The sequence below is a fragment of the Pseudomonas sp. 22515 genome (genome assembly GCF_052044625.1).
Classification (GTDB): domain Bacteria; phylum Pseudomonadota; class Gammaproteobacteria; order Pseudomonadales; family Pseudomonadaceae; genus Aquipseudomonas; species Aquipseudomonas alloputida.
Window position 1 is genome coordinate 119,902 of sequence record NZ_JBQENN010000012.1, and the last position, 19,119, is coordinate 139,020.

The following is a 19,119-nucleotide window of genomic DNA, read 5'->3' on the forward strand; positions in this document are numbered from 1 at the left end:
GCTGCAATGCAGCCCCCATCGATCTTTAGCCGATCATTTGCTTCAGCAGCGCCGCATGACGCTGCTGCTGCTTCTTCAACAGCAGCCGATTCGAGCGGAACACCGCTTTCAAGTCTGCCAGCGCCGCGTCGAAATCATCATTGATGATCACGTAGTCATACTCGTCGTAGTGCACCATCTCGCTGACCGCTTCCTTCATGCGCCCGGCAATGATCTCTTCGCTGTCCTGCCCGCGTCCGTCCAGGCGGTGGCGAAGCGCCTCCTGACTTGGAGGCAGGATGAACACCGACAGCGCCTCTGGCATCAGCTTGCGCACCTGCTGGGCACCTTGCCAGTCGATTTCCAGGATCAGGTCGTAGCCTTGGTCCAGGGTGTGCTGCAGCGCGCTGCGCGAAGTACCGTAGAAGTTGCCGAACACTTCGGCATGCTCCAGAAAGTCTCCTTGCGCGATCAGCGTCTTGAACTCCTCGTGGACGACGAAGTGATAGTTCACCCCGTGCTGCTCGCCCGGGCGCATGGCGCGGGTAGTGTGCGAGACCGAGACGCGAATCTGCTGGTCGTCTTTGGTCAGGGCGGTGACCAGGCTGGTCTTGCCGGCACCCGAGGGGGCCGAAACGATGTAGAGGGTGCCGCTGCTGTGGTTCATGGTCGGGGTGGCCTTACTCGATGTTCTGTACTTGTTCACGCATCTGTTCGATCAGTACCTTCAGGTTGACCGCCGCTTGCGTGCTGCGTGGGTCGAAGGCCTTGGAGCCAAGGGTGTTGGCCTCGCGGTTGAGCTCCTGCATCAGGAAGTCCAGGCGCCGGCCAGCGGCGCCGCCACCCTTGAGCACGCGGCGCACTTCGGTGACGTGGGTGCTGAGGCGGTCGAGCTCCTCTGCCACGTCGCTTTTCTGGGCCAGCAGTACCATCTCTTGCTCCAGGCGCTGTGGGTCCAGCTCGGCTTGCATGTCGCCGAAGCGGTCGAGAATCTTCTGCCGCTGCGCCGCCAGCATCTGCGGCACCAGGGCGCGCAGGGTCGTGACTTCGCTGGCCATGTTGTCCAGGCGTTCGTTGATCAGCCGCGCCAGTTCCTGGCCTTCGCGCTGGCGCCCGGCCTTGAGTTCGGCCAACGCTTCGTCGAACAGCGCCATGGCTTCGGCGTTCAGTGCCTGTGGGTCGCTGGTGTCGGCCACCAGCACGCCTGGCCATGACAGCACTTCCAGCGGGTTCAGGGGGGCAGGCTGCTTGATCAGGCCCGCCACTTCTTCGGCGGCGGCAACCAGTTGCTTGGCGCGCTCATGGTCCACTTTCAGCGGTTTGCCATTACTGTCTTCGTTGAGGCGCAAGGTGCATTCCACCTTGCCGCGTGACAGGCCCTGGCGCAGGCCTTCACGTACACCGCCTTCGAGGTCGCGCAGGGCCTCGGGCAGGCGCAGGTGCGGCTCCAGGTAACGGTGGTTGACCGAACGCAGCTCCCAGACCAGGGTGCCTTGGCTGCCGGCGCGCTCGACACGAGCAAAAGCGGTCATGCTGTGCACCATGGGGAGTACCTCGCGTAGATGAATGAACGGTGGGAGCCTCTCGGCTGCAAGGCGCAGGATTGTAGCGCAGTGTCGCCGTGGCGCCCAATCCGCCTATGTTACCGACGGGTGGCTACTGCGGTAGGAAAAGGCGACGGGCTGTGCCGGGCGCGACAATAGGCATGTCTTCCCCGGGCTGCGGGCTCTATAATGCTCGGCAGATTCAAAGTCCCAGTACAGGTATCCCAGATGAAACGTCCAAGTGGTCGCGTTGCCGATCAGCTCCGCTCGATCCGCATCACCCGCAACTACACCAAGCACGCCGAAGGGTCGGTACTGGTCGAGTTCGGTGACACCAAAGTCATCTGCACGGTCAGCGTTGAAAACGGTGTACCGCGCTTCCTCAAAGGCCAGGGCCAAGGCTGGCTGACCGCCGAGTATGGCATGCTGCCGCGCTCCACCGGCGAACGTAACCAGCGTGAGGCCAGCCGTGGCAAGCAGGGTGGCCGCACCCTGGAAATCCAGCGCCTGATCGGCCGTTCGCTGCGCGCCGCGCTGGACATGAGCAAGCTCGGTGACATCACCCTGTACGTCGATTGCGACGTGATCCAGGCCGATGGCGGTACCCGTACCGCGTCCATCACCGGCGCCATGGTTGCCTTGTGCGACGCTTTGGCAGTGATCAAGAAGCGCGGCGGCCTCAAGGGCGGCAACCCGCTCAAGCACATGATCGCTGCCGTGTCGGTAGGCATGTACCAGGGCGAAGCCGTGCTTGATCTGGACTACCTGGAAGACTCCGCAGCCGAAACCGACCTGAATGTGGTCATGACCAGCGCTGGTGGCTTCATCGAAGTGCAGGGTACTGCCGAAGGCGCACCGTTCCAGCCGGAAGATTTCAACGCCATGCTCGCTCTGGCGCAGAAGGGCATGAACGAGATTTTCGAGCTGCAGCAGGCAGCACTGGCTGACTGAAGCCAGCCACGGAGGTGCGGGGCATGAGCGATTCGAACCTGTCGATCACCCCGCCCAATGCCGAAATCCGGCAATGGGCGATGTTCTGCCACCTCTCCGCGCTGTTGGGCCTGGTAGTGCCGCTCGGGCACCTGCTGGGCCCGCTGGTGCTATGGCACCTCAAGCGCGAGCAAGACCCTTTTATCGACGCCCAGGGCAAAGAGGCGCTGAACTTTCAAATCAGCGTGACCATTGCCGGGTTCATCTGCTTTCTGCTGATGTTCGTGTTTATCGGGCTGGTGCTGTTTGCCATGCTCACGGTGGCAGTGATGATATTGATCATCATTGCGGCGGTGCGGGCGAATGAGGGCAAGCCTTATCGCTACCCGATGATCTGGCGGCCGATCAAATAGCCATTGGGGCTGCAACGCAGCCCCAATGGCCTTTTAGATGGTCAGCGTCCAGTCATAGTCGACGATCAGCGGCGCATGCTGGGAGAAGCGTGGCTGACGCGGCAGGCGAGCGTTGCGTACGAAGCGGCGCAGGCCCGGGGTGAGAATCTGGTAGTCGAACCGGTAGCCCAGGTTGAGCATCTCGGCCTGCTCGTTGTCTGGCCACCAGCTGTACTGGTCGCCTTCACGGCTGACTTCGCGCAAGGCATCGACATACCCCATCTCGCCAGTGATTGCATCCATCCAGGCGCGTTCTGGCGCCAGGAAGCCTGGCGACTGCTGGCTGTCACGCCAGTTTTTGATGTCGAGCTTCTGCTGCGCCACGTAGAACGAGCCGCAGTAGATGTATTCGCGACGCTTGCGACGCTGCTTGTCCAGGTACTTGGCGAAGTCGTCCATCAACTTGAACTTCTGGTTCAAGTCTTCGTCGCCGTTCATGCCCGAAGGCAGCAGCAGGCTGGCAATACTGACTTTGTCGAAATCTGCTTGCAGGTAACGCCCGTAGCGGTCGGCTGTCTCGAAGCCCAGGCCGGTGATGACTGCCTTGGGCTGCATGCGCGAGTAAAGGGCCACACCACCTTGGGCAGGCACCTCCGCGTCGCAGGCATAAAGGAAATAGCCATCGAGCTGGAAAGCTGGGTCGTCGAGTTCAAAGGCCGAGGCGCGGGTATCCTGAAGGCAGATGACGTCGGCATTCTGGGCTTGCAGCCAGCTGAGCAAACCACGCTCGGCCGCAGCCTGAATGCCATTTACGTTCACACTGATGATCCGCATAAATGGCCCCATAAATCTCGTGCGTGTATGATACCCGAGCTCAACCCATTTAGCTAAATCCGTGGTGTCCGGGACTATTCATGCAGCCGTATCAGCGCGACTTTATCCGTTTTGCCATCGATCGCGGGGTACTGCGTTTCGGTGAATTCACCCTGAAATCGGGGCGTACCAGCCCGTATTTCTTCAATGCCGGCCTGTTCAACACCGGTTCCGCCCTGGCTGAACTGGGCCGTTGCTACGCCGCCGCCATCGTCGACAGCAAGATCCCGTTCGATGTGCTGTTCGGCCCGGCCTACAAGGGTATCCCTTTGGCGGCGACTACCGCCGTGGCCCTTGCCGACCAGCATCAGCTGGACGTGCCATGGTGCTTCAACCGCAAGGAAGCCAAGGACCATGGCGAAGGTGGCAGCCTGGTCGGCGCGCCGCTGGCCGGTGACGTGCTGATCATCGACGACGTGATTACTGCCGGTACCGCCATTCGTGAGGTCATGCAGATCATCAACGCCCAGCAGGCCAAGGCCGCTGGTGTACTGATCGCGCTGAACCGTGAAGAGCGCGGCAATGGCGAACTGTCGGCGATCCAGGAAGTGGAACGCGACTTCGGTATCCCGGTGGTCAGCATTGTTTCGCTGACCCAGGTGCTGGAGTTCCTGGCTGACGATCCACAGCTGAAACAGCATCTGCCGGCTGTCGAGGCCTACCGGGCGCAGTACGGGATCTGATCCTGGCCCAGGAATGAAAAAGGCGACCTTCTTCAGAGGGTCGCCTTTTTTTGTGCCGCCTGATCTGGCCCTTTCGCGGGTAAACCCGATCCTACATGGGGATTTCCTTTGTAGGAGCGGGTTTACCCGCGAAGAGGCCAGTGCAGGCTAACCGATCAATCAGCGCGGCTTGCGGTTGGTAATCAGGGTGCCCACGCCGCTGTCGGTGAAGATCTCCAGCAGCACTGCATTCGGCACGCGGCCATCGATGATGTGCGAGCTGTTCACGCCGCCCTGCACCGCATCCAGCGCGCACTTGATCTTCGGCAGCATGCCGCCATAAATGGTGCCGTCAGCGATCAGTTCGTTGACCTGCTCGGTGGTCAGGCCAGTCAGCACCTGACCCTGTTTGTCCATCAGGCCGGCGATGTTGGTCAGCAGCATCAGCTTCTCGGCCTTCAGCGCTTCGGCCACCTTGCCCGCCACCAGGTCGGCGTTGATGTTGTACGACTCGCCGTTGGCACCCACGCCGATTGGCGCGATGACAGGGATGAAGTCGCCCTTCACCAGCATGTTCAACAGGTCGGTGTTCACGCTCACCACTTCGCCCACGTGGCCGATGTCGATGATTTCCGGAGTGGTCATCTCAGGCGTCTGGCGGCTGACAGTTAGCTTGCGGGCGCGAATCAGCTCCGCGTCCTTGCCGGTCAGGCCGATGGCGCTGCCGCCGTGGCGGTTGATCAGGTTGACGATGTCCTTGTTGACCTGGCCGCCCAGCACCATCTCCACAACGTCCATGGTCGCCGAATCGGTGACGCGCATGCCGTCGATGAAGTGGCTTTCGATCGACAGGCGCTTGAGCAGGTCACCGATCTGCGGGCCACCGCCGTGGACCACCACCGGGTTGATGCCCACAGCCTTCATCAGCACGATGTCACGGGCGAAGCCCGTCTTGAGCTCCTCGCTCTCCATCGCGTTGCCGCCGTACTTGATCACCAGGGTCTTGCCGACAAAGCGGCGGATGTAAGGCAGTGCTTCGGACAAAACCTCGGCTACATGGGAAGCGGCATCGCGATCGAGGGTCATGCAGGGCTCCTGTAAGGAACAGATAGTCGGTCAGAACGGCAGTTGCAGCTCAGGCTCTACCCGCAGCAACTGGGTGCGGAAAACATCCTTGATACGTTGCAACTCGGCGTCGCTGTCGGCCTCGAAGCGCAGCACCAGCACCGGGGTGGTGTTGGAGGCGCGAACCAGGCCCCAGCCATTGGCGTAGTCGACCCGCACACCGTCAATGGTGGTCAGGTGGGCTTCGCCCCAGTCGGCGTCGCGTTGCAGTGCATCAATGATGCTGAATTTACCCTCGTCGGTCACATCAATATTGATTTCCGGCGTGGAAATATCGTTCGGGAAGGCGGCAAACAGGTTTTCGGCGCTCTGCTGGGTCTTGCTGAGGATCTCCAACAGGCGCGCGGCGCTGTAGATACCGTCGTCAAAACCGTACCAACGTTCCTTGATGAAGATGTGACCGCTCATCTCGCCTGCCAGCAGCGAACCGGTCTGCTTCATCTTCTTCTTGATCAGCGAATGGCCGGTTTTCCACATCAAGGCGCTGCCACCGTGCTGTTCGATCAGCGGGGTCAGGCGGCGGGTGCATTTGACATCGAAGATGATCTCGGCGCCCGGGTTGCGCGACAGCACGTCCTGGGCAAACAGCATCAGCAGGCGGTCGGGGTAGACGATGCTGCCGGTGTTGGTCACCACGCCGACGCGGTCGCCGTCACCGTCGAAGGCCAGGCCGATATCGGCACCGGTTTCCTTGACCTTGGCGATCAGGTCTTCGAGGTTCTCCGGCTTGCCCGGGTCCGGGTGGTGGTTGGGGAAGTTGCCGTCGACCTCGCAGAACAGCGGGATCACTTCGCAGCCCAGGGCTTCGATCAATTGCGGTGCAACCACGCCAGCGGCGCCGTTGCCGCAGTCCACCACCACCTTGAGCTTTTTCGCCAGCTTTACGTCGCCGACGATCTGCTGGAAGTAGCGGTCGAGGATCTCGACCTTCTCCACGCGGCCTTGGGCCAGGGTCAGGTCGTTGGTTTTCAGGCGGGTCAGCAGGGCCTGGATCTGTTCGTTGGCCAAGGTGTCACCGGCGATGACGATCTTGAAACCGTTGTAGTCCGAAGGGTTGTGGCTGCCGGTCAGCATCACACCGGACTTGCCGGCCAGCACGTTGGCTGCGTAGTACAGCGCCGGGGTAGGCACCAGGCCGACGTCGCTGACGTGGCAGCCCGCATCGACCAGGCCCTTGATCAGCTGTTCCACCAGCATCGGGCCCGACAGGCGGCCATCGCGCCCTACCGAAACCTGCGGTTCGCCCTGGGCCAGGCTTTGCGCGCCGATGGCGCGGCCGATCCAGTAGGCGGTTTCGGCGTGAAGGGTCTTGCCGACCACGCCGCGTATGTCATATGCGCGGAAAATGCTGTCGGGCAATGCGGCGGGGACCAGGTGGGCCATGTCGTTCATCTCTGGAAGCTCCATTAGTCAAAGGCTTTCTGGGCAGGCGCAAACTGAACGCTTGGACGGTGGTTTCGCCAGAGAGTTCGCCATCCTTGGCCTGAACGGTCATTTGCCGGCTCAGTGGCTGCCGGAGTGGCCGAAGCCGCCAGCGCCACGCTGGCTTTCGTCGAACGCTTCGACGATGTCGAAGTGAGCCTGCACCACCGGTACCAGCACCAGCTGGGCGATACGCTCGCCAACCGCGATGGTGAACGGCGTGTTGCCGCGGTTCCAGCACGACACCATCAGCTCGCCCTGGTAGTCCGAATCGATCAGGCCGACCAGGTTGCCCAGCACGATGCCGTGCTTATGGCCCAGGCCCGAGCGCGGCAGGATGACTGCCGCCAGGCCCGGGTCGCCGATGTAGATCGACAGGCCGGTAGGAATCAGGATGGTCTGGCCCGGTTCGAGGAGGGTGTCTTCCTTGAGCAGGGCGCGCAGGTCGAGGCCGGCGGAGCCGGGGGTGGCGTACGCGGGTAGCGGGAATTCGCTGCCCAGGCGTGGGTCGAGGATCTTGGCTTGAAGAGCGTGCATGTAACTTATTGAACCTGGTTAAGCCGTTCGGCGATGAAGGCGACCAGTTGCCGGGCAATCTTGCCCTTGCTGGTCTGCGCGAAGAGGGTCTGGTGCTGCTGGCGGTCGATCACGGTCAAGGCATTTTCTTCGCTGTTGAAGCCGATGCTGGGGTTGGCCACATCATTGGCGACGATCAGGTCGAGGTTCTTGTCCTTGAGCTTGCGCGTGGCGTAATCGAGCAGGTGCTCGGTTTCGGCGGCAAAGCCGACGCTGAACGGGCGGTCGGCGCGGCCAGCAATGGTGGCAAGGATATCGGGATTACGCACCATCTGCAGCAGCATGCCGTCGCCGGTCGTAGGATCTTTCTTCAGTTTTTGTGTGGCAACGACTTCGGGGCGGTAGTCCGCAACCGCTGCCGAGGCAATGAACAGGTCGCACGGCATGGCCGCTTCACAGGCCGCGAGCATGTCTCGCGCGCTGACGACGTCGATGCGGCTGACCCGGTCAGGGGTTGGCAAGTGCACAGGGCCCGTGACGAGGGTCACCCGAGCCCCTGCTTCGGCGGCCGCTTCGGCCAGGGCGAAGCCCATCTTGCCGGAGCTATGATTGGTGATGTAGCGCACCGGGTCGATGTTTTCCTGGGTCGGCCCGGCGGTGATCAGCACGTGCTTGCCGGTCAGTGCCTGGCGCTTGAAGCTTTCCGCGGCGCACCAGGCCAGGTCGGTGGCTTCCAGCATGCGCCCCAGGCCGACGTCGCCACAGGCCTGGCTGCCGGATGCCGGGCCGAACACCTGAATGCCACGGCTCTTGAGCAGCTCGAGGTTGGCCTGGGTGGCCGGGTCGCGCCACATGGCCTGGTTCATCGCCGGCGCCACGGCGACGGTGGCGTCAGTGGCCAGCACCAGCGTGGTCAGCAGGTCGTCTGCCATGCCTTGGGCCATGCGTGCCATGAGGTCGGCGGTGGCAGGGGCGATCAACACCAGATCCGCCCACTTGGCCAGTTCGATATGGCCCATGGCTGCTTCGGCGGCCGGGTCGAGCAGGTCCATGTGCACGGGGTGGCCCGACAGCGCCTGCAGGGTCAGCGGGGTGATGAATTCGGCACCACCCCGTGTCATGACGACGCGCACCTGCGCGCCGTGCTCGAGGAGACGGCGAATCAGCTCGGCGCTTTTGTAGGCGGCAATGCCGCCACCCACGCCGAGAACGATGCGCTTGCGATACAGCCGCTGCATAGGCTTGCCTTTTTCCAGTGAGAGCGGGCGGCGACGTTTGAAAATGCCTGCGGCGGAACGTCGCATGTACGAGGCGAAATAGATTAACACAGGGCCGAAATGGGCCGCAGCAAAGGCAGGGGCGGAATGAACATCAGGGAGTGGCCGGCGGAAGAACGGCCTAGGGAGAAGTTGTTGCAGCGCGGGGCAGGGAGCCTGACAGATACGGAGCTGCTGGCCGTTTTTCTCGGCTCAGGCATACGTGGGCGCAATGTCGTGGAGCTATCGCGAGGCTTGTTGGTGAAGTTCGGCAGCTTGCGCCGGTTGCTGGAGGCCGACCGCGAGGCCTTCGTCGGCGAGCTCGGGTTGGGCCCGGTGAGGTACAGCCAGCTGCAGGCACTGCTTGAGATCGGCCGCAGGCACCTTGCAACGTCGATTGAGCGGGAGTCTGCCATGGACAGCCCGGCAGCGGTGCGACGCTACTTGAAAGCCATGCTCAGGCATGAGGCCAGCGAGGTGTTCGGGTGTCTGTTTCTCGATACCAAGCACCGGCCACTGGCATTCGAGATCCTGTTCAGGGGCACGATAGATCGGGCGAGTGTCTATCCGCGAGAGGTGGTGCGGCGGGCGTTGGTGCACAACGCTGCGGCATTGATCCTGTGCCACAACCATCCTTCAGGGATCAGTGAACCGAGTCAGGACGATGTGCATTTGACCCTGTCGTTGAAGCGGGGGCTGGCGTTGATTGATGTGCGGGTGCTGGATCACATCATCATTGGTGATGGGGAGCCGTTGTCGATGGTCGAGCATGGGTGGATTGTGGCCTGAGGGACTACTGAGAGCCTTATAGGGTCAGTACGGGCCCTTTCGCGGGTAAACCCGCGAAGAGGCCGGTACAGGCTTACTTGGTCACCGTCACCTTGCTGAAATCCAGCCGCCCGAACGGGCTCACCTGGTACCCCTCGACGCCTTGGCGCAGCAAGGTCGCCGCCGTCGGGTGCGCCAGTGGCACCCACAGCGCCTGCTGCTGGATCAGTGTCTGCGCCTGTTGGTACAGCCGGCTGCGCACGCTCTGGTCATTGGTGGTGCGCCCGGCGCTGATCAGCTGGTCGAGGCGGCTGTCGCAGAAGCGTGCGAAGTTGGTCCCTGACTCTACCGCCGCACAGGAAAACTGCGGGCTGAGGAAGTTGTCCGGGTCGCCGTTGTCGCCCGCCCAGCCCATGAACAGCAAGTCATGCTCGCCGGCCTTGGCGCGGCGTATCAGTTCGCCCCACTCGATCACGCGGATCTCCGCTTTCACGCCAATCTTCGCCAGGTCGGCTTGCAGCATCTGCGCGCCAAGGCTGGGGTTGGGGTTGAGCAGGCTACCCGAGGGCCGGGTCCAGATGGTGGTACTGAAGCCTTCGGCCAGCCCGGCCTTGGCCAGCAGGGCTTTGGCTTTCTTCAGGTCCAGCGGGTAGCCGGGCAGGTCCTTGGCGTAGCTCCAGGTGTTAGGGGGGTAGGGGCCGTTGGCAGCCACCGCAGAGTCTTCGAACACGGCCTTGAGGTAGGCCTGCCTGTCGAAGGCCAGGTTGATCGCCTGGCGCACTTCCGGCTTGTCCAGCGGCGGGTGCTGGCTGTTGATGGCGACGAAGGCAGTCATGAATGCCGGGGTGGTGGCCACCTTGAGGTTACCGTCCTTGCCCGCTTCGGCAATGTCCAACGGCTTGGGCGACAGGGCAACCTGGCACTCGCCACGCTTGAGCTTCTGCAGGCGCACGTTGGCATCGGTGGTGATGGCGAAGATCAGCGGGTCGACCGCCGGCTTGCCGGCGAAGTAGTCCGGGTTGGCGCGGTAGCGCACCACGGCGTCTTTCTGGAAACGCTGGAACACGAACGGCCCGGTGCCGATCGGTTGGTTGTTGAGCTTCTCCGGCGTACCTGCCTTGAGCAGCTTGTCGGCGTATTCGGCGGAGTAGATCGAGGCGAAGCCCATGCTCAGGGTGGCCAGGAAGGTGGCGTCCGGGTGGCTGAGGGTGAAGCGCACGGTGTTCGGCGACGGTGCCTCGATCGCTTTGATCAGGCTGCCCAGCTGCAGCGATTGGGCATGCGGGTAGCCGCCCGGCGCAGTCTTGTGCCAGGCATGGGCCGGGTAGAGCATGCGCTGGAAGCTGAACAGCACGTCGTCGGCATTCAGCTTGCGGCTTGGCTTGAAGTAGGGGGTGCTGTGAAACTTGACGTCATCGCGCAGGGTGAAGTCATACACCAGGCCGTCGGCCGATACCGTCCAGCTGGTCGCCAGGCTCGGCACCACCTTGCCTTGCGCCGCATCGAACTCCACCAGGCGGTTCATCAGCACGTCGGCGGTGGCGTTGGTGGTGGTGAGCGAATTGTACTGCACCACGTCGAAACCTTCGGGGCTGGCCTCGCTGCAAACGCTCAGCGGAGCGGCCTGGGCAACGCCGGCGGCGAACAGGGAGGTGAACAATAAGGAAAGTGCGGCGGCACGCATGGTGGCTCCTTGGCTGTCAGTGGCCCATCTGCCAGTGCAGTCTGTAAAAGGCCTACCCTAGTGCGCCCGCCGGCAAATGACCACACCCTTTTTTGCAAATCTTGCGACGAGCGGTCGACGACTGGCGGGGCCTGCCGCTATGCTGGCCCGGCGCGTTCTGGCTAGCGGTAATGTGCATCTACTGTTGTTGCAGCCAAGTCTTTCTGGTATAAAGCAGCGCTCTTTTCTAGGGGCTCGGCCTGTCGCATCAGCGGATCCGGTCGATAAGGCCTCCAGAATCACGGCGCCCAGGCGCCAAAGACTGAGAGATTAAGCGGCCAACCCATGCCGGGTTGGGCATGTGGTTTTAGAGGGCTGAGTCATGTCGAGAGTCTGTCAAGTTACTGGTAAGGGTCCAGTAACCGGGAACAACATTTCCCACGCAAACAACAAAACCCGTCGTCGTTTCCTGCCGAACCTGCAGCACCACCGTTTCTGGGTTGAATCCGAGAAGCGTTTCGTGCGTCTGCGCGTTTCCGCCAAAGGCATGCGTATCATCGACAAGCGCGGCATCGACGCCGTTCTGGTTGACATCCGTAAAGCTGGCGCCAAGGTTTAAGGGAGAGCATCATGCGTGAATTGATCCGTCTGGTTTCGAGTGCCGGTACCGGCCACTTCTACACCACCGACAAGAACAAGCGCACCACCCCGGACAAAATCGAGATCAAGAAATATGATCCGGTTGTTCGCAAGCACGTGGTGTACAAGGAAGCCAAGATCAAGTAATTGATCGGCGACCTGAAAAAAAACCCGCATCCGAAAGGACGCGGGTTTTTTTTGGGCTGCAGCAGGGTCAGTTGAAGGCGAAACTCTGGATCATCAGGTCGGCGTCGGCCTTGATCTGGATGCGCGCGGCGTCGTAGTCGCGGGTGGACATCTCGTTGGGGCCAACCACGCGAGTGCGCCCGGTGAGGGCGCAAATGGTGCCTTTCAGCTCCGGCACGTAGCGGGTGCCGACCAGGTGAGCGAGGGTTTGCAGAACTTCTTCGTTGGTCATGCTGATTTTCCTTGTGAGGCTGAATGGCCCGAAACGGGCAGGGTCATCCTCACGCATGCCTGCAAAATCCCTGCGCTACATAATTATTTCTGCTCGAACATCACATAGATCTTGCGGCACGGCTCCAGCACCTCCCAAGTGCCTTTGAAGCCGGCGGGGATGACAAACCGATCGCCGGCACGCAGGGTTTTAGCCCCGCCGTCCTGATCGCGCAGCACCGAAACGCCCTGGACGATCTCGCAGTATTCGTGCTCCGTGTAGTTCACTGTCCACTGGCCCACCTCACCTTCCCATACGCCAGCGGCAAACTGCCCACACGGGCTGGAATAATGGTTGTAGACCGCCTGGTCCGGTTCGCCCTTGAGAACTTTCTCTGCAGCCGGGCGGTAGCGTTCGGCTTCGGTGAGGACCTGCGCGAAGTCGATGATGCTATCGATACTCATGGTTCGGCTCCTGTTGTTGTTTAATAAAATGAACATCAGTAGGCTTTTGAGCCTCTCGTGTCAAATATATTGATAGTTTACACCGGCTGGTTTAGGGTATCGCTTGCCAGTGTGCGCTTGGCGCCCGGCCAGAATTCTGACAACGCCTGTGAGTCCTCAGTGCGGCGTTGCACCTAAACAAGAGGAGGAGTTTCGTATGACCACCCTGACCCGTGCGGACTGGGAACAACGTGCCCAGCAACTGAAGATCGAAGGCCGTGCCTTCATCAACGGCGAATACACCGATGCCGCATCCGGTGAAACCTTCGAGTGCCTGAGCCCGGTCGACGGACGCTTCCTGGCCAAGGTTGCCAGCTGCGACCTGGCCGATGCCAACCGCGCTGTTGAAAACGCCCGTGCCACCTTCAACTCCGGCGTGTGGTCGCAGCTGGCCCCGGCCAAGCGCAAGGCCAAGCTGATCCGTTTCGCCGACCTGCTGCGCAAGAACGTCGAAGAGCTGGCGCTGCTGGAAACGCTGGACATGGGCAAGCCGATTGGCGACTCCTCCAGTATCGACATCCCAGGTGCGGCCCAAGCCATCCACTGGACTGCCGAAGCCATCGACAAGGTCTACGACGAAGTTGCCCCGACCCCGCATGATCAGCTTGGCCTGGTTACCCGCGAGCCGGTAGGTGTGGTCGGTGCCATCGTACCTTGGAACTTCCCGCTGCTGATGGCCTGCTGGAAGCTCGGCCCGGCGTTGGCCACCGGTAACTCGGTCGTGCTCAAGCCGTCCGAAAAATCGCCGCTGACTGCCATCCGCATCGCCCAACTGGCGATCGAAGCCGGTATCCCGGCTGGCGTGCTGAACGTGCTGCCAGGCTATGGCCACACCGTGGGCAAGGCACTGGCCCTGCACATGGACGTCGATACCCTGGTGTTCACCGGTTCGACCAAGATCGCCAAGCAGCTGATGGTTTACGCGGGCGAGTCGAACATGAAGCGCATCTGGCTGGAAGCCGGTGGCAAGAGCCCGAACATCGTCTTTGCCGACGCCCCGGACCTGCAAGCTGCCGCCGAAGCCGCCGCCAGCGCCATCGCCTTCAACCAGGGCGAAGTGTGCACTGCAGGTTCCCGACTGCTGGTCGAGCGTTCGATCAAGGACAAGTTCCTGCCGATGGTGGTAGAAGCCCTGAAAGGCTGGAAGCCAGGCAACCCGCTGGACCCGCAGACCACTGTCGGTGCCTTGGTCGATACCCAGCAGATGAACACCGTACTGTCGTACATCGAGGCTGGCCACAAGGACGGCGCCAAGCTGCTGGCCGGCGGCAAGCGCACCCTGGAAGAGACCGGCGGCACCTACGTCGAGCCGACCATCTTCGACGGCGTGACTAATGCCATGCGCATTGCCCAGGAAGAAATCTTCGGCCCGGTGCTGTCGGTGATTGCCTTCGACACCGCCGAAGAAGCCGTGGCCATTGCCAACGACACCCCGTATGGCCTGGCAGCGGGTATCTGGACCTCGGACATTTCCAAGGCCCACAAAACCGCCCGTGCCGTGCGTGCGGGCAGCGTCTGGGTCAACCAGTACGATGGTGGCGACATGACCGCGCCGTTCGGTGGCTTCAAACAGTCGGGCAACGGCCGTGACAAGTCGCTGCACGCACTGGAGAAGTACACCGAGCTGAAGGCGACCTGGATCAAGCTGTAACCCGGTAGGTCCTTTTCGCGGGCAAGCCCGCTCCTGCAGGTCTTCGCGACCGATGCAGGAGCGGGCTTGCCCGCAAATGGGCCCCTGGAAATATTGGCTGGGAGGCTGCAATGCGTTGGGGTACCTACTTCGCCGTACTGGCATCGGTGCTCAGTGTCGGGCTGGCGCTCGGCGTGAGCATGCCGCTGGTGTCCCTGCGCCTGGAGGCCTGGGGCTACGGCAGCTTCGCCATCGGCGTGATGGCGGCAATGCCGGCGTTGGGCGTACTGGCCGGCGCCAGCCTGGCCAGCCGCCTGGCAGGGTGGGTTGGCGTACCGTCGGCGATGCGCCTGTGCCTGTGGGGCGGGGCGCTGTCGATTGGCCTGCTCGCGCTGCTGCCCAGTTACCCGTTATGGCTGCTGCTGCGGCTGATGATCGGCATGTCCCTGACCGTGGTGTTCATCCTTGGCGAAAGCTGGATCAACCAACTGGTGGTCGAACAGTGGCGTGGCCGGTTGGTGGCGCTGTATGGCAGCAGCTACGCCCTGAGCCAGTTGGCCGGGCCGTTGGTGCTGGGTTTCCTCGGCTCTGATGACGACTTCGGCTTCTGGGCGGCGACCGGCCTGCTGCTGGCCGCGCCGCTGGTTCTGCTGGGGCGTGGTGGGGCGCCGAGCACGGAAGCCTGCAGTGTCACCTTTGGCGACCTGTTCGCTTTCTGCCGACGCTTGCCGGTAATTGCCTGGGCCATTGCCCTGTTCGCCTCGTTCGAGGCGATGATCCTCACGTTGCTGCCGGTGTATTGCCTGCAGCAGGGTTTCAGCACCGAAATCGCCTTGTTCATGGTGAGTACCGTGGTGGTGGGTGATGCGGTGCTGCAGTTGCCCATCGGCGCGCTGGCCGACCATATGTCGCGACGTACCTTGTTTACTGGCTGTGCGGTGACCCTGCTGGTGTCCAGCCTGGCGATCCCGCTGCTGTTGCACACACCGGTTATCTGGCCATTGTGGGTGTTGTTCGGCGCCAGTGCCGGCGGCCTGTTCACCTTGTCGCTGGTGCTGATCGGTGAGCGCTACCGCGATGATGAGTTGGTACGGGCCAATGCCCACGTGGCTCAGCTGTGGGGTATTGGCTGTTTGCTCGGGCCATTGTTGGCGGGGGCGGGGAGCCAGTGGATCAGCGGGCATGCGTTGCTGTTCCTGATGGCGGCCGGGGCTGCGGGGTTGGTGGTATTGACCCGGCGGCGCGGAGCCTTTGAGCCGGTTTCTGCCTGATGATTGTTGGGGGCCGCAAGGCCCCCGGAATCGCAGCTACAGCATCTTCTCCAAGCCAACCGCCTTGCTGATCCAGGCATTGAGCCGCCGCCAGACCCCACCCGGCTCAGACGTCAGCACGTGCCGTTGGCCATTGTCCTCGGTCGCCCATACCAGCTTGTTACCTATCAGTTTCACCTGATAGCTCAGCGCAGGCGCCATACCCTGCTGGGCCAGCTCGCGGGTGTATTCGGCCAGCTCTGGGCTGTCCACCATTACCCCGACCTCGGTGTTCCACAATACTGAGCGCGGGTCGAAGTTGAACGAGCCGATGAAGGTCTTGCGCCGGTCGAACACGATCGCCTTGGTGTGCAGGCTCGAATCCGAGCTGCCACGGAAACTCAGTCGCCCCGCGCTGGGGTCGCCTGGCTGGCGGCGAAGCTCGTAAAGCTGCACCCCGTGCTCAAGCAAGGCACGACGATAGGGTGCATAGCCTCCATGCACTGCCGGCACGTCGGTGGCTTCCAGCGAGTTGGTCAGCAGCTTCACCGAAACGCCAGCGTCGGCGCGGCCGGTCAGGTACAGCAGCCCCGGTTCGCCCGGTACAAAGTAGGCCGATGCCAGGACCAACTCGCGGTGCACGTTAGCCAGGTCCGGTGCCAGTTGCTGGCTCAGCAGTAATTGCGGGTCCGGTTCGTCTTCGGCCAACACCTTGCTGGGCGCATCCCATAGCGCCTGGGCGTGAGCCCAGATCAGCTCGTTGCGCCACACATCCAGGCGCGGCTGCGACTGGTAGGCCATCAAGCGGTCGTACAGGGCCTTGCGCTGGGTCCTGGCTTTGGCCAGCGACACTTCCAGGCGCTGGCGGCTGGCCCGCAGGTCGTTGGCATCCGGGTCATGCCAGAGGAAGTCGGTGATCGGCCGGCTGAGGGCGCTGTTCCAGTATTGGTCGAAGCTGTGCCCCAACTGCTCGGCTACCGGGCCCACGCCCAGCAGGTCGATGTCGGTGAAGTTGAGGTTGGGCTCGGCATCGAAATACTCGTCGCCCAAGTTGCGCCCGCCGACGATGGCCATGCTGTTGTCCACCAGGAACAGCTTGTTGTGCATGCGCCGGTGCTGGCGCGACAAGTTGAACAGCCGGCCCACGGCGCGCGTAACGCCGGTACTGCGCCCCAGATGCAGTGGGTTGAACACTCGAATCTGGATGTTCGGGTGGGCATTAAGGGTGCCCATGACGGTGTCCAGGCCGTCGCTGGTGGTGTCGTCGAGCAGGATGCGCACGCGCACGCCACGGTCGGCAGCGCGCAGCAGTTCATGCACAAGGGCGCGGGTACTGAGGCCGTCGTGGACGATGTAGTACTGCAGGTCGATGCTCGCCTGGGCGTTGCGTATCAGTTCGGCGCGGGCGCGAAATGCCTCGTTGCTGTTGGGCAGCAGGCGAAAGCCCGAGCGGCCGCCATAGGGCGCGGCTTGGCGCAGCACCGAGCGGCCAAAGGCCGAGTCGTGGGCAGGCAACGCCTGACTGGTTTCGCGGGGCGCGCTGATGCTTGTGCAACCGGCAAGGCCGAGCAACAACACCAGCAGCAGAGGCAAGGCTCGCTGGAGTCTCAAGGGTGGACCGTCCTGTGCAGCAAGGGCTTTAGGGGTTTGACCGTGACGGGCGGCGCAAAGTTACGCGTCGGCGCTTTCGTCATCCAGTAGACGAAGGGCGGTTTCACCTACCTTACGCACGGAGGCTTCGATTTGCGGCGTTGGCCTGGCGGCGAAGTTCATGCGCAGGCAGTGGCGGAACTTGCCCGAGGCCGAAAAGATGCTGCCCACGGCAACCTGCACGCCCTGCTCCAGTAAAGCGCGGTTCAGCCGAAGCGTATCGAGATGTTCGGGTAATTCCACCCACAGCATGAAGCCGCCCTGGGGCCGGCTGACCCGGGTGCCCGCCGGGAAGTAGCGGGTCACCCAGTCGCTCATCAGGTCGCGGCCACGCTGGTACTGGCTGCGCATGCGCCGTACATGGGGCTGGTAGTGCCCGGCGGCGATGAAATCAGCGATGGCCAGCTGAGGCTGGCTGGCGGTGCTGCCGGTGCTGATGTATTTCATGTGCAGCACGCGCTCCAGGTAGCGCCCGGGCGCCACCCAGCCGATCCGCAGGCCGGGCGCCAGGGTTTTGGAGAACGAACTGCAGAGCAGCACGCGGCCATCGTCGTCGAACGACTTCAGGGTGCGTGGGCGTGGGTAGGTATAGGCCAGGTCGCCGTACACATCGTCTTCCAGAATTGCCACGTCATAGCGTTGGGCGAGGCTCAGCAGGGCCTTCTTGCGTGCCTCGGGCATGATGTAACCCAGCGGGTTGTTGCAGCTGGGTGTGATCTGGATGAGCTTGATCGGCCACTGCTCCAGGGCCAGTTCCAGCGCCTCCAGGCTGATGCCGGTGACCGGGTCGGTGGGGATTTCCAGCGCTTTCATGCCCAAGCCTTTGAGGGTTTGCATGGCGCCGTGGAAGCTGGGCGAGTCGACCGCGACGATGTCGCCTGGCTCGCAGACCGCGCGGATGCTGCATGACAGCGCCTCATGGCAGCCGGTGGTGATCACCAGGTCGGCCGGCCCCAGGCGGCAGCCGGAGTCGAGCATCAGCCGGGCCACCTGTTCGCGCAGGGCCAGGTTACCATGGATGTTGTCGTAGTACAGGCCAGGCATGTCCTGGCGCCGGCTCAACTGGGCAAGGCTGCGCAGCAGCGGCTTCAGGGTAGGGCTGTCGATGTCGGGCATGCCGCGGCCGAGTTGCACCACATCATGGCGCGGCGTACTGCGCACCAGCTCCAGCACCTGTTCCCACTGCGAGATGTCCACCGGGCGCTGGGCCGGGCGGCTGACTGCGGGCAGTGCCGGCAACTGCCGTTGGTCGCTGACGAAGTAGCCGGACTTGGGCCGCGGCGAGACCATGCCGCTGTCTTCGAGCATGCGATAGGCCTGCTGCACGGTGCTCAGGCTGACCCCGTGCTCCTCACTCAGTGCGCGTACAGACGGCAGGCGCTGGCCAGGGCGATAGAGGCCCTGCTCGATGCGGGCGCCGAGTATTTCGGCGAGATTCAGGTAGAGGGTCACGGCATACTCCTGCGCTGCATTGGCATAGCGACCGGTACAGTTGGGCTGAAAATACAGCATTCAGTCGGCCAGCGGCCAATTCTGTATGGGAATATTAAGGCTGTATTGGATCTGTATTGTCGAGGGTGCCGACGCGCATGCTTTCTCCACGGTAACCACTGAACGGGAGGATGCGGTGATGGGTGGCATGAGCGATGTGCGCTTGCAACTGTTGGCCAAGGAACTGGAAGCCGGGCAGCAGGCCAAGGTGTTCAACGCGCCAGAGGGTTTGGGGCGTTGGGGGCTGATGCTGCATCGCTGGCATACCCGCAGGGCGTTGCTGCAGCTGACCGATGACGAGTTGCGCGATGTTGGGCTGAGCTGGGAGCAGGCCCGGATCGAAGGGCAGAAACCCTTCTGGAAGGACTGACACGGTGGTCGCTGGAGGGCCTGTTGTGCCCCAGACTTGAAACTTGCACCGACCCTGTG

At 62.6% G+C, this 19,119-nt stretch carries 20 protein-coding genes and 1 pseudogene; 9 read left to right on the plus strand and 12 right to left on the minus strand.

The genetic code is table 11. The annotated features are described in order from the left end of the window. Nucleotides 1-25: 25 nt before the first annotated feature. Complete coding sequence (gmk, locus tag ACTJJN_RS13470) at nucleotides 26-646, minus strand: guanylate kinase (RefSeq protein WP_004575215.1); 621 nt, start codon at nucleotides 644-646, stop codon at nucleotides 26-28. A 13-nt stretch (nucleotides 647-659) separates the two neighbouring features. Then, a complete protein-coding gene (locus ACTJJN_RS13475; RefSeq protein WP_003253395.1) occupies nucleotides 660-1,523 on the minus strand; it encodes a YicC/YloC family endoribonuclease in 864 nt (287 codons plus the stop codon). A gap of 228 nt (nucleotides 1,524-1,751) precedes the next feature. Between ACTJJN_RS13475 and rph the strand changes: the two genes are divergently transcribed. After that, a complete protein-coding gene (rph, locus tag ACTJJN_RS13480; protein ID WP_003253397.1) occupies nucleotides 1,752-2,474 on the plus strand; it encodes a ribonuclease PH in 723 nt (240 codons plus the stop codon). Between the two features lie 23 nt (nucleotides 2,475-2,497). Continuing rightward, a complete protein-coding gene (locus ACTJJN_RS13485) occupies nucleotides 2,498-2,866 on the plus strand; it encodes a DUF4870 domain-containing protein (protein WP_003253399.1) in 369 nt (122 codons plus the stop codon). 33 nt (nucleotides 2,867-2,899) lie between these two features. On the opposite strand, the gene ACTJJN_RS13490 is transcribed toward ACTJJN_RS13485, so the two are convergent. Beyond that, nucleotides 2,900-3,679, minus strand: a complete 780-nt coding sequence (locus ACTJJN_RS13490) for an exodeoxyribonuclease III (RefSeq protein WP_003253401.1) — start codon at nucleotides 3,677-3,679, stop codon at nucleotides 2,900-2,902. Between the two features lie 80 nt (nucleotides 3,680-3,759). Here ACTJJN_RS13490 and pyrE point away from each other — a divergent pair, with 80 nt between their 5' ends. Beyond that, nucleotides 3,760-4,401 carry an orotate phosphoribosyltransferase gene (pyrE, locus tag ACTJJN_RS13495; protein ID WP_003253405.1) on the plus strand — a complete coding sequence of 214 codons (642 nt, stop codon included), beginning with the start codon at nucleotides 3,760-3,762 and terminating at the stop codon, nucleotides 4,399-4,401. Nucleotides 4,402-4,560: 159 nt separating this feature from the next. Here the strand turns inward: pyrE and argB are convergent, their stop codons facing one another. From argB to coaBC, 4 genes and pseudogenes are all read right to left on the minus strand, one after another. After that, entirely contained in the window at nucleotides 4,561-5,466 is a 906-nt protein-coding gene (gene argB, locus ACTJJN_RS13500; RefSeq protein WP_004575216.1) for an acetylglutamate kinase, read from the minus strand. Nucleotides 5,467-5,496: 30 nt separating this feature from the next. Next, a pseudogene (locus ACTJJN_RS13505) lies at nucleotides 5,497-6,864 on the minus strand (phosphomannomutase/phosphoglucomutase); the annotation flags it as partial. Nucleotides 6,865-7,008: 144 nt separating this feature from the next. Then, nucleotides 7,009-7,464, minus strand: coding sequence for a dUTP diphosphatase (dut, locus tag ACTJJN_RS13510; RefSeq protein WP_003253408.1), 456 nt, complete (start codon nucleotides 7,462-7,464; stop codon nucleotides 7,009-7,011). Nucleotides 7,465-7,469: 5 nt separating this feature from the next. Further along, nucleotides 7,470-8,681 carry a bifunctional phosphopantothenoylcysteine decarboxylase/phosphopantothenate--cysteine ligase CoaBC gene (gene coaBC / locus ACTJJN_RS13515; protein ID WP_003253409.1) on the minus strand — a complete coding sequence of 404 codons (1,212 nt, stop codon included), beginning with the start codon at nucleotides 8,679-8,681 and terminating at the stop codon, nucleotides 7,470-7,472. Nucleotides 8,682-8,807: 126 nt separating this feature from the next. On the opposite strand from coaBC, the gene radC reads away from it, so the two are divergent. After that, complete coding sequence (gene radC, locus ACTJJN_RS13520; RefSeq protein ID WP_088512617.1) at nucleotides 8,808-9,488, plus strand: RadC family protein; 681 nt, start codon at nucleotides 8,808-8,810, stop codon at nucleotides 9,486-9,488. A 73-nt stretch (nucleotides 9,489-9,561) separates the two neighbouring features. On the opposite strand, the gene ACTJJN_RS13525 is transcribed toward radC, so the two are convergent. Then, nucleotides 9,562-11,151 (minus strand): ABC transporter substrate-binding protein, encoded by a 1,590-nt coding sequence (locus ACTJJN_RS13525; protein WP_088512616.1) that lies wholly within the window; start codon nucleotides 11,149-11,151, stop codon nucleotides 9,562-9,564. Between the two features lie 361 nt (nucleotides 11,152-11,512). Between ACTJJN_RS13525 and rpmB the strand changes: the two genes are divergently transcribed. Both rpmB and rpmG read left to right on the plus strand, forming a co-directional pair. Continuing rightward, nucleotides 11,513-11,749 (plus strand): 50S ribosomal protein L28, encoded by a 237-nt coding sequence (gene rpmB, locus ACTJJN_RS13530; protein ID WP_003253504.1) that lies wholly within the window; start codon nucleotides 11,513-11,515, stop codon nucleotides 11,747-11,749. Between the two features lie 11 nt (nucleotides 11,750-11,760). Beyond that, the gene (rpmG, locus tag ACTJJN_RS13535) at nucleotides 11,761-11,916 is read left to right on the plus strand and encodes a 50S ribosomal protein L33 (RefSeq protein ID WP_003253507.1); all 156 of its coding nucleotides are present in this window, start codon (nucleotides 11,761-11,763) and stop codon (nucleotides 11,914-11,916) included. 67 nt (nucleotides 11,917-11,983) lie between these two features. Here the strand turns inward: rpmG and ACTJJN_RS13540 are convergent, their stop codons facing one another. Both ACTJJN_RS13540 and ACTJJN_RS13545 read right to left on the minus strand, forming a co-directional pair. Next, nucleotides 11,984-12,187, minus strand: coding sequence for a hypothetical protein (locus ACTJJN_RS13540; protein ID WP_004575219.1), 204 nt, complete (start codon nucleotides 12,185-12,187; stop codon nucleotides 11,984-11,986). 83 nt (nucleotides 12,188-12,270) lie between these two features. Next, nucleotides 12,271-12,630 (minus strand): cupin domain-containing protein, encoded by a 360-nt coding sequence (locus ACTJJN_RS13545; RefSeq protein WP_088512615.1) that lies wholly within the window; start codon nucleotides 12,628-12,630, stop codon nucleotides 12,271-12,273. Nucleotides 12,631-12,826: 196 nt separating this feature from the next. On the opposite strand from ACTJJN_RS13545, the gene ACTJJN_RS13550 reads away from it, so the two are divergent. Both ACTJJN_RS13550 and ACTJJN_RS13555 read left to right on the plus strand, forming a co-directional pair. After that, entirely contained in the window at nucleotides 12,827-14,320 is a 1,494-nt protein-coding gene (locus ACTJJN_RS13550; protein ID WP_003253510.1) for an aldehyde dehydrogenase, read from the plus strand. A gap of 110 nt (nucleotides 14,321-14,430) precedes the next feature. Continuing rightward, the gene (locus ACTJJN_RS13555; protein ID WP_003253511.1) at nucleotides 14,431-15,570 is read left to right on the plus strand and encodes an MFS transporter; all 1,140 of its coding nucleotides are present in this window, start codon (nucleotides 14,431-14,433) and stop codon (nucleotides 15,568-15,570) included. A gap of 36 nt (nucleotides 15,571-15,606) precedes the next feature. Here ACTJJN_RS13555 and ACTJJN_RS13560 read toward each other — a convergent pair whose 3' ends face one another. Further along, nucleotides 15,607-17,160, minus strand: a complete 1,554-nt coding sequence (locus tag ACTJJN_RS13560) for a phospholipase D family protein (protein ID WP_017148027.1) — start codon at nucleotides 17,158-17,160, stop codon at nucleotides 15,607-15,609. A gap of 60 nt (nucleotides 17,161-17,220) precedes the next feature. Beyond that, nucleotides 17,221-18,651 (minus strand): aminotransferase-like domain-containing protein, encoded by a 1,431-nt coding sequence (locus ACTJJN_RS13565; protein ID WP_162493566.1) that lies wholly within the window; start codon nucleotides 18,649-18,651, stop codon nucleotides 17,221-17,223. 178 nt (nucleotides 18,652-18,829) lie between these two features. Between ACTJJN_RS13565 and ACTJJN_RS13570 the strand changes: the two genes are divergently transcribed. Beyond that, nucleotides 18,830-19,060, plus strand: a complete 231-nt coding sequence (locus tag ACTJJN_RS13570) for a DUF1127 domain-containing protein (protein ID WP_012054093.1) — start codon at nucleotides 18,830-18,832, stop codon at nucleotides 19,058-19,060. Nucleotides 19,061-19,119 lie beyond the last annotated feature (59 nt).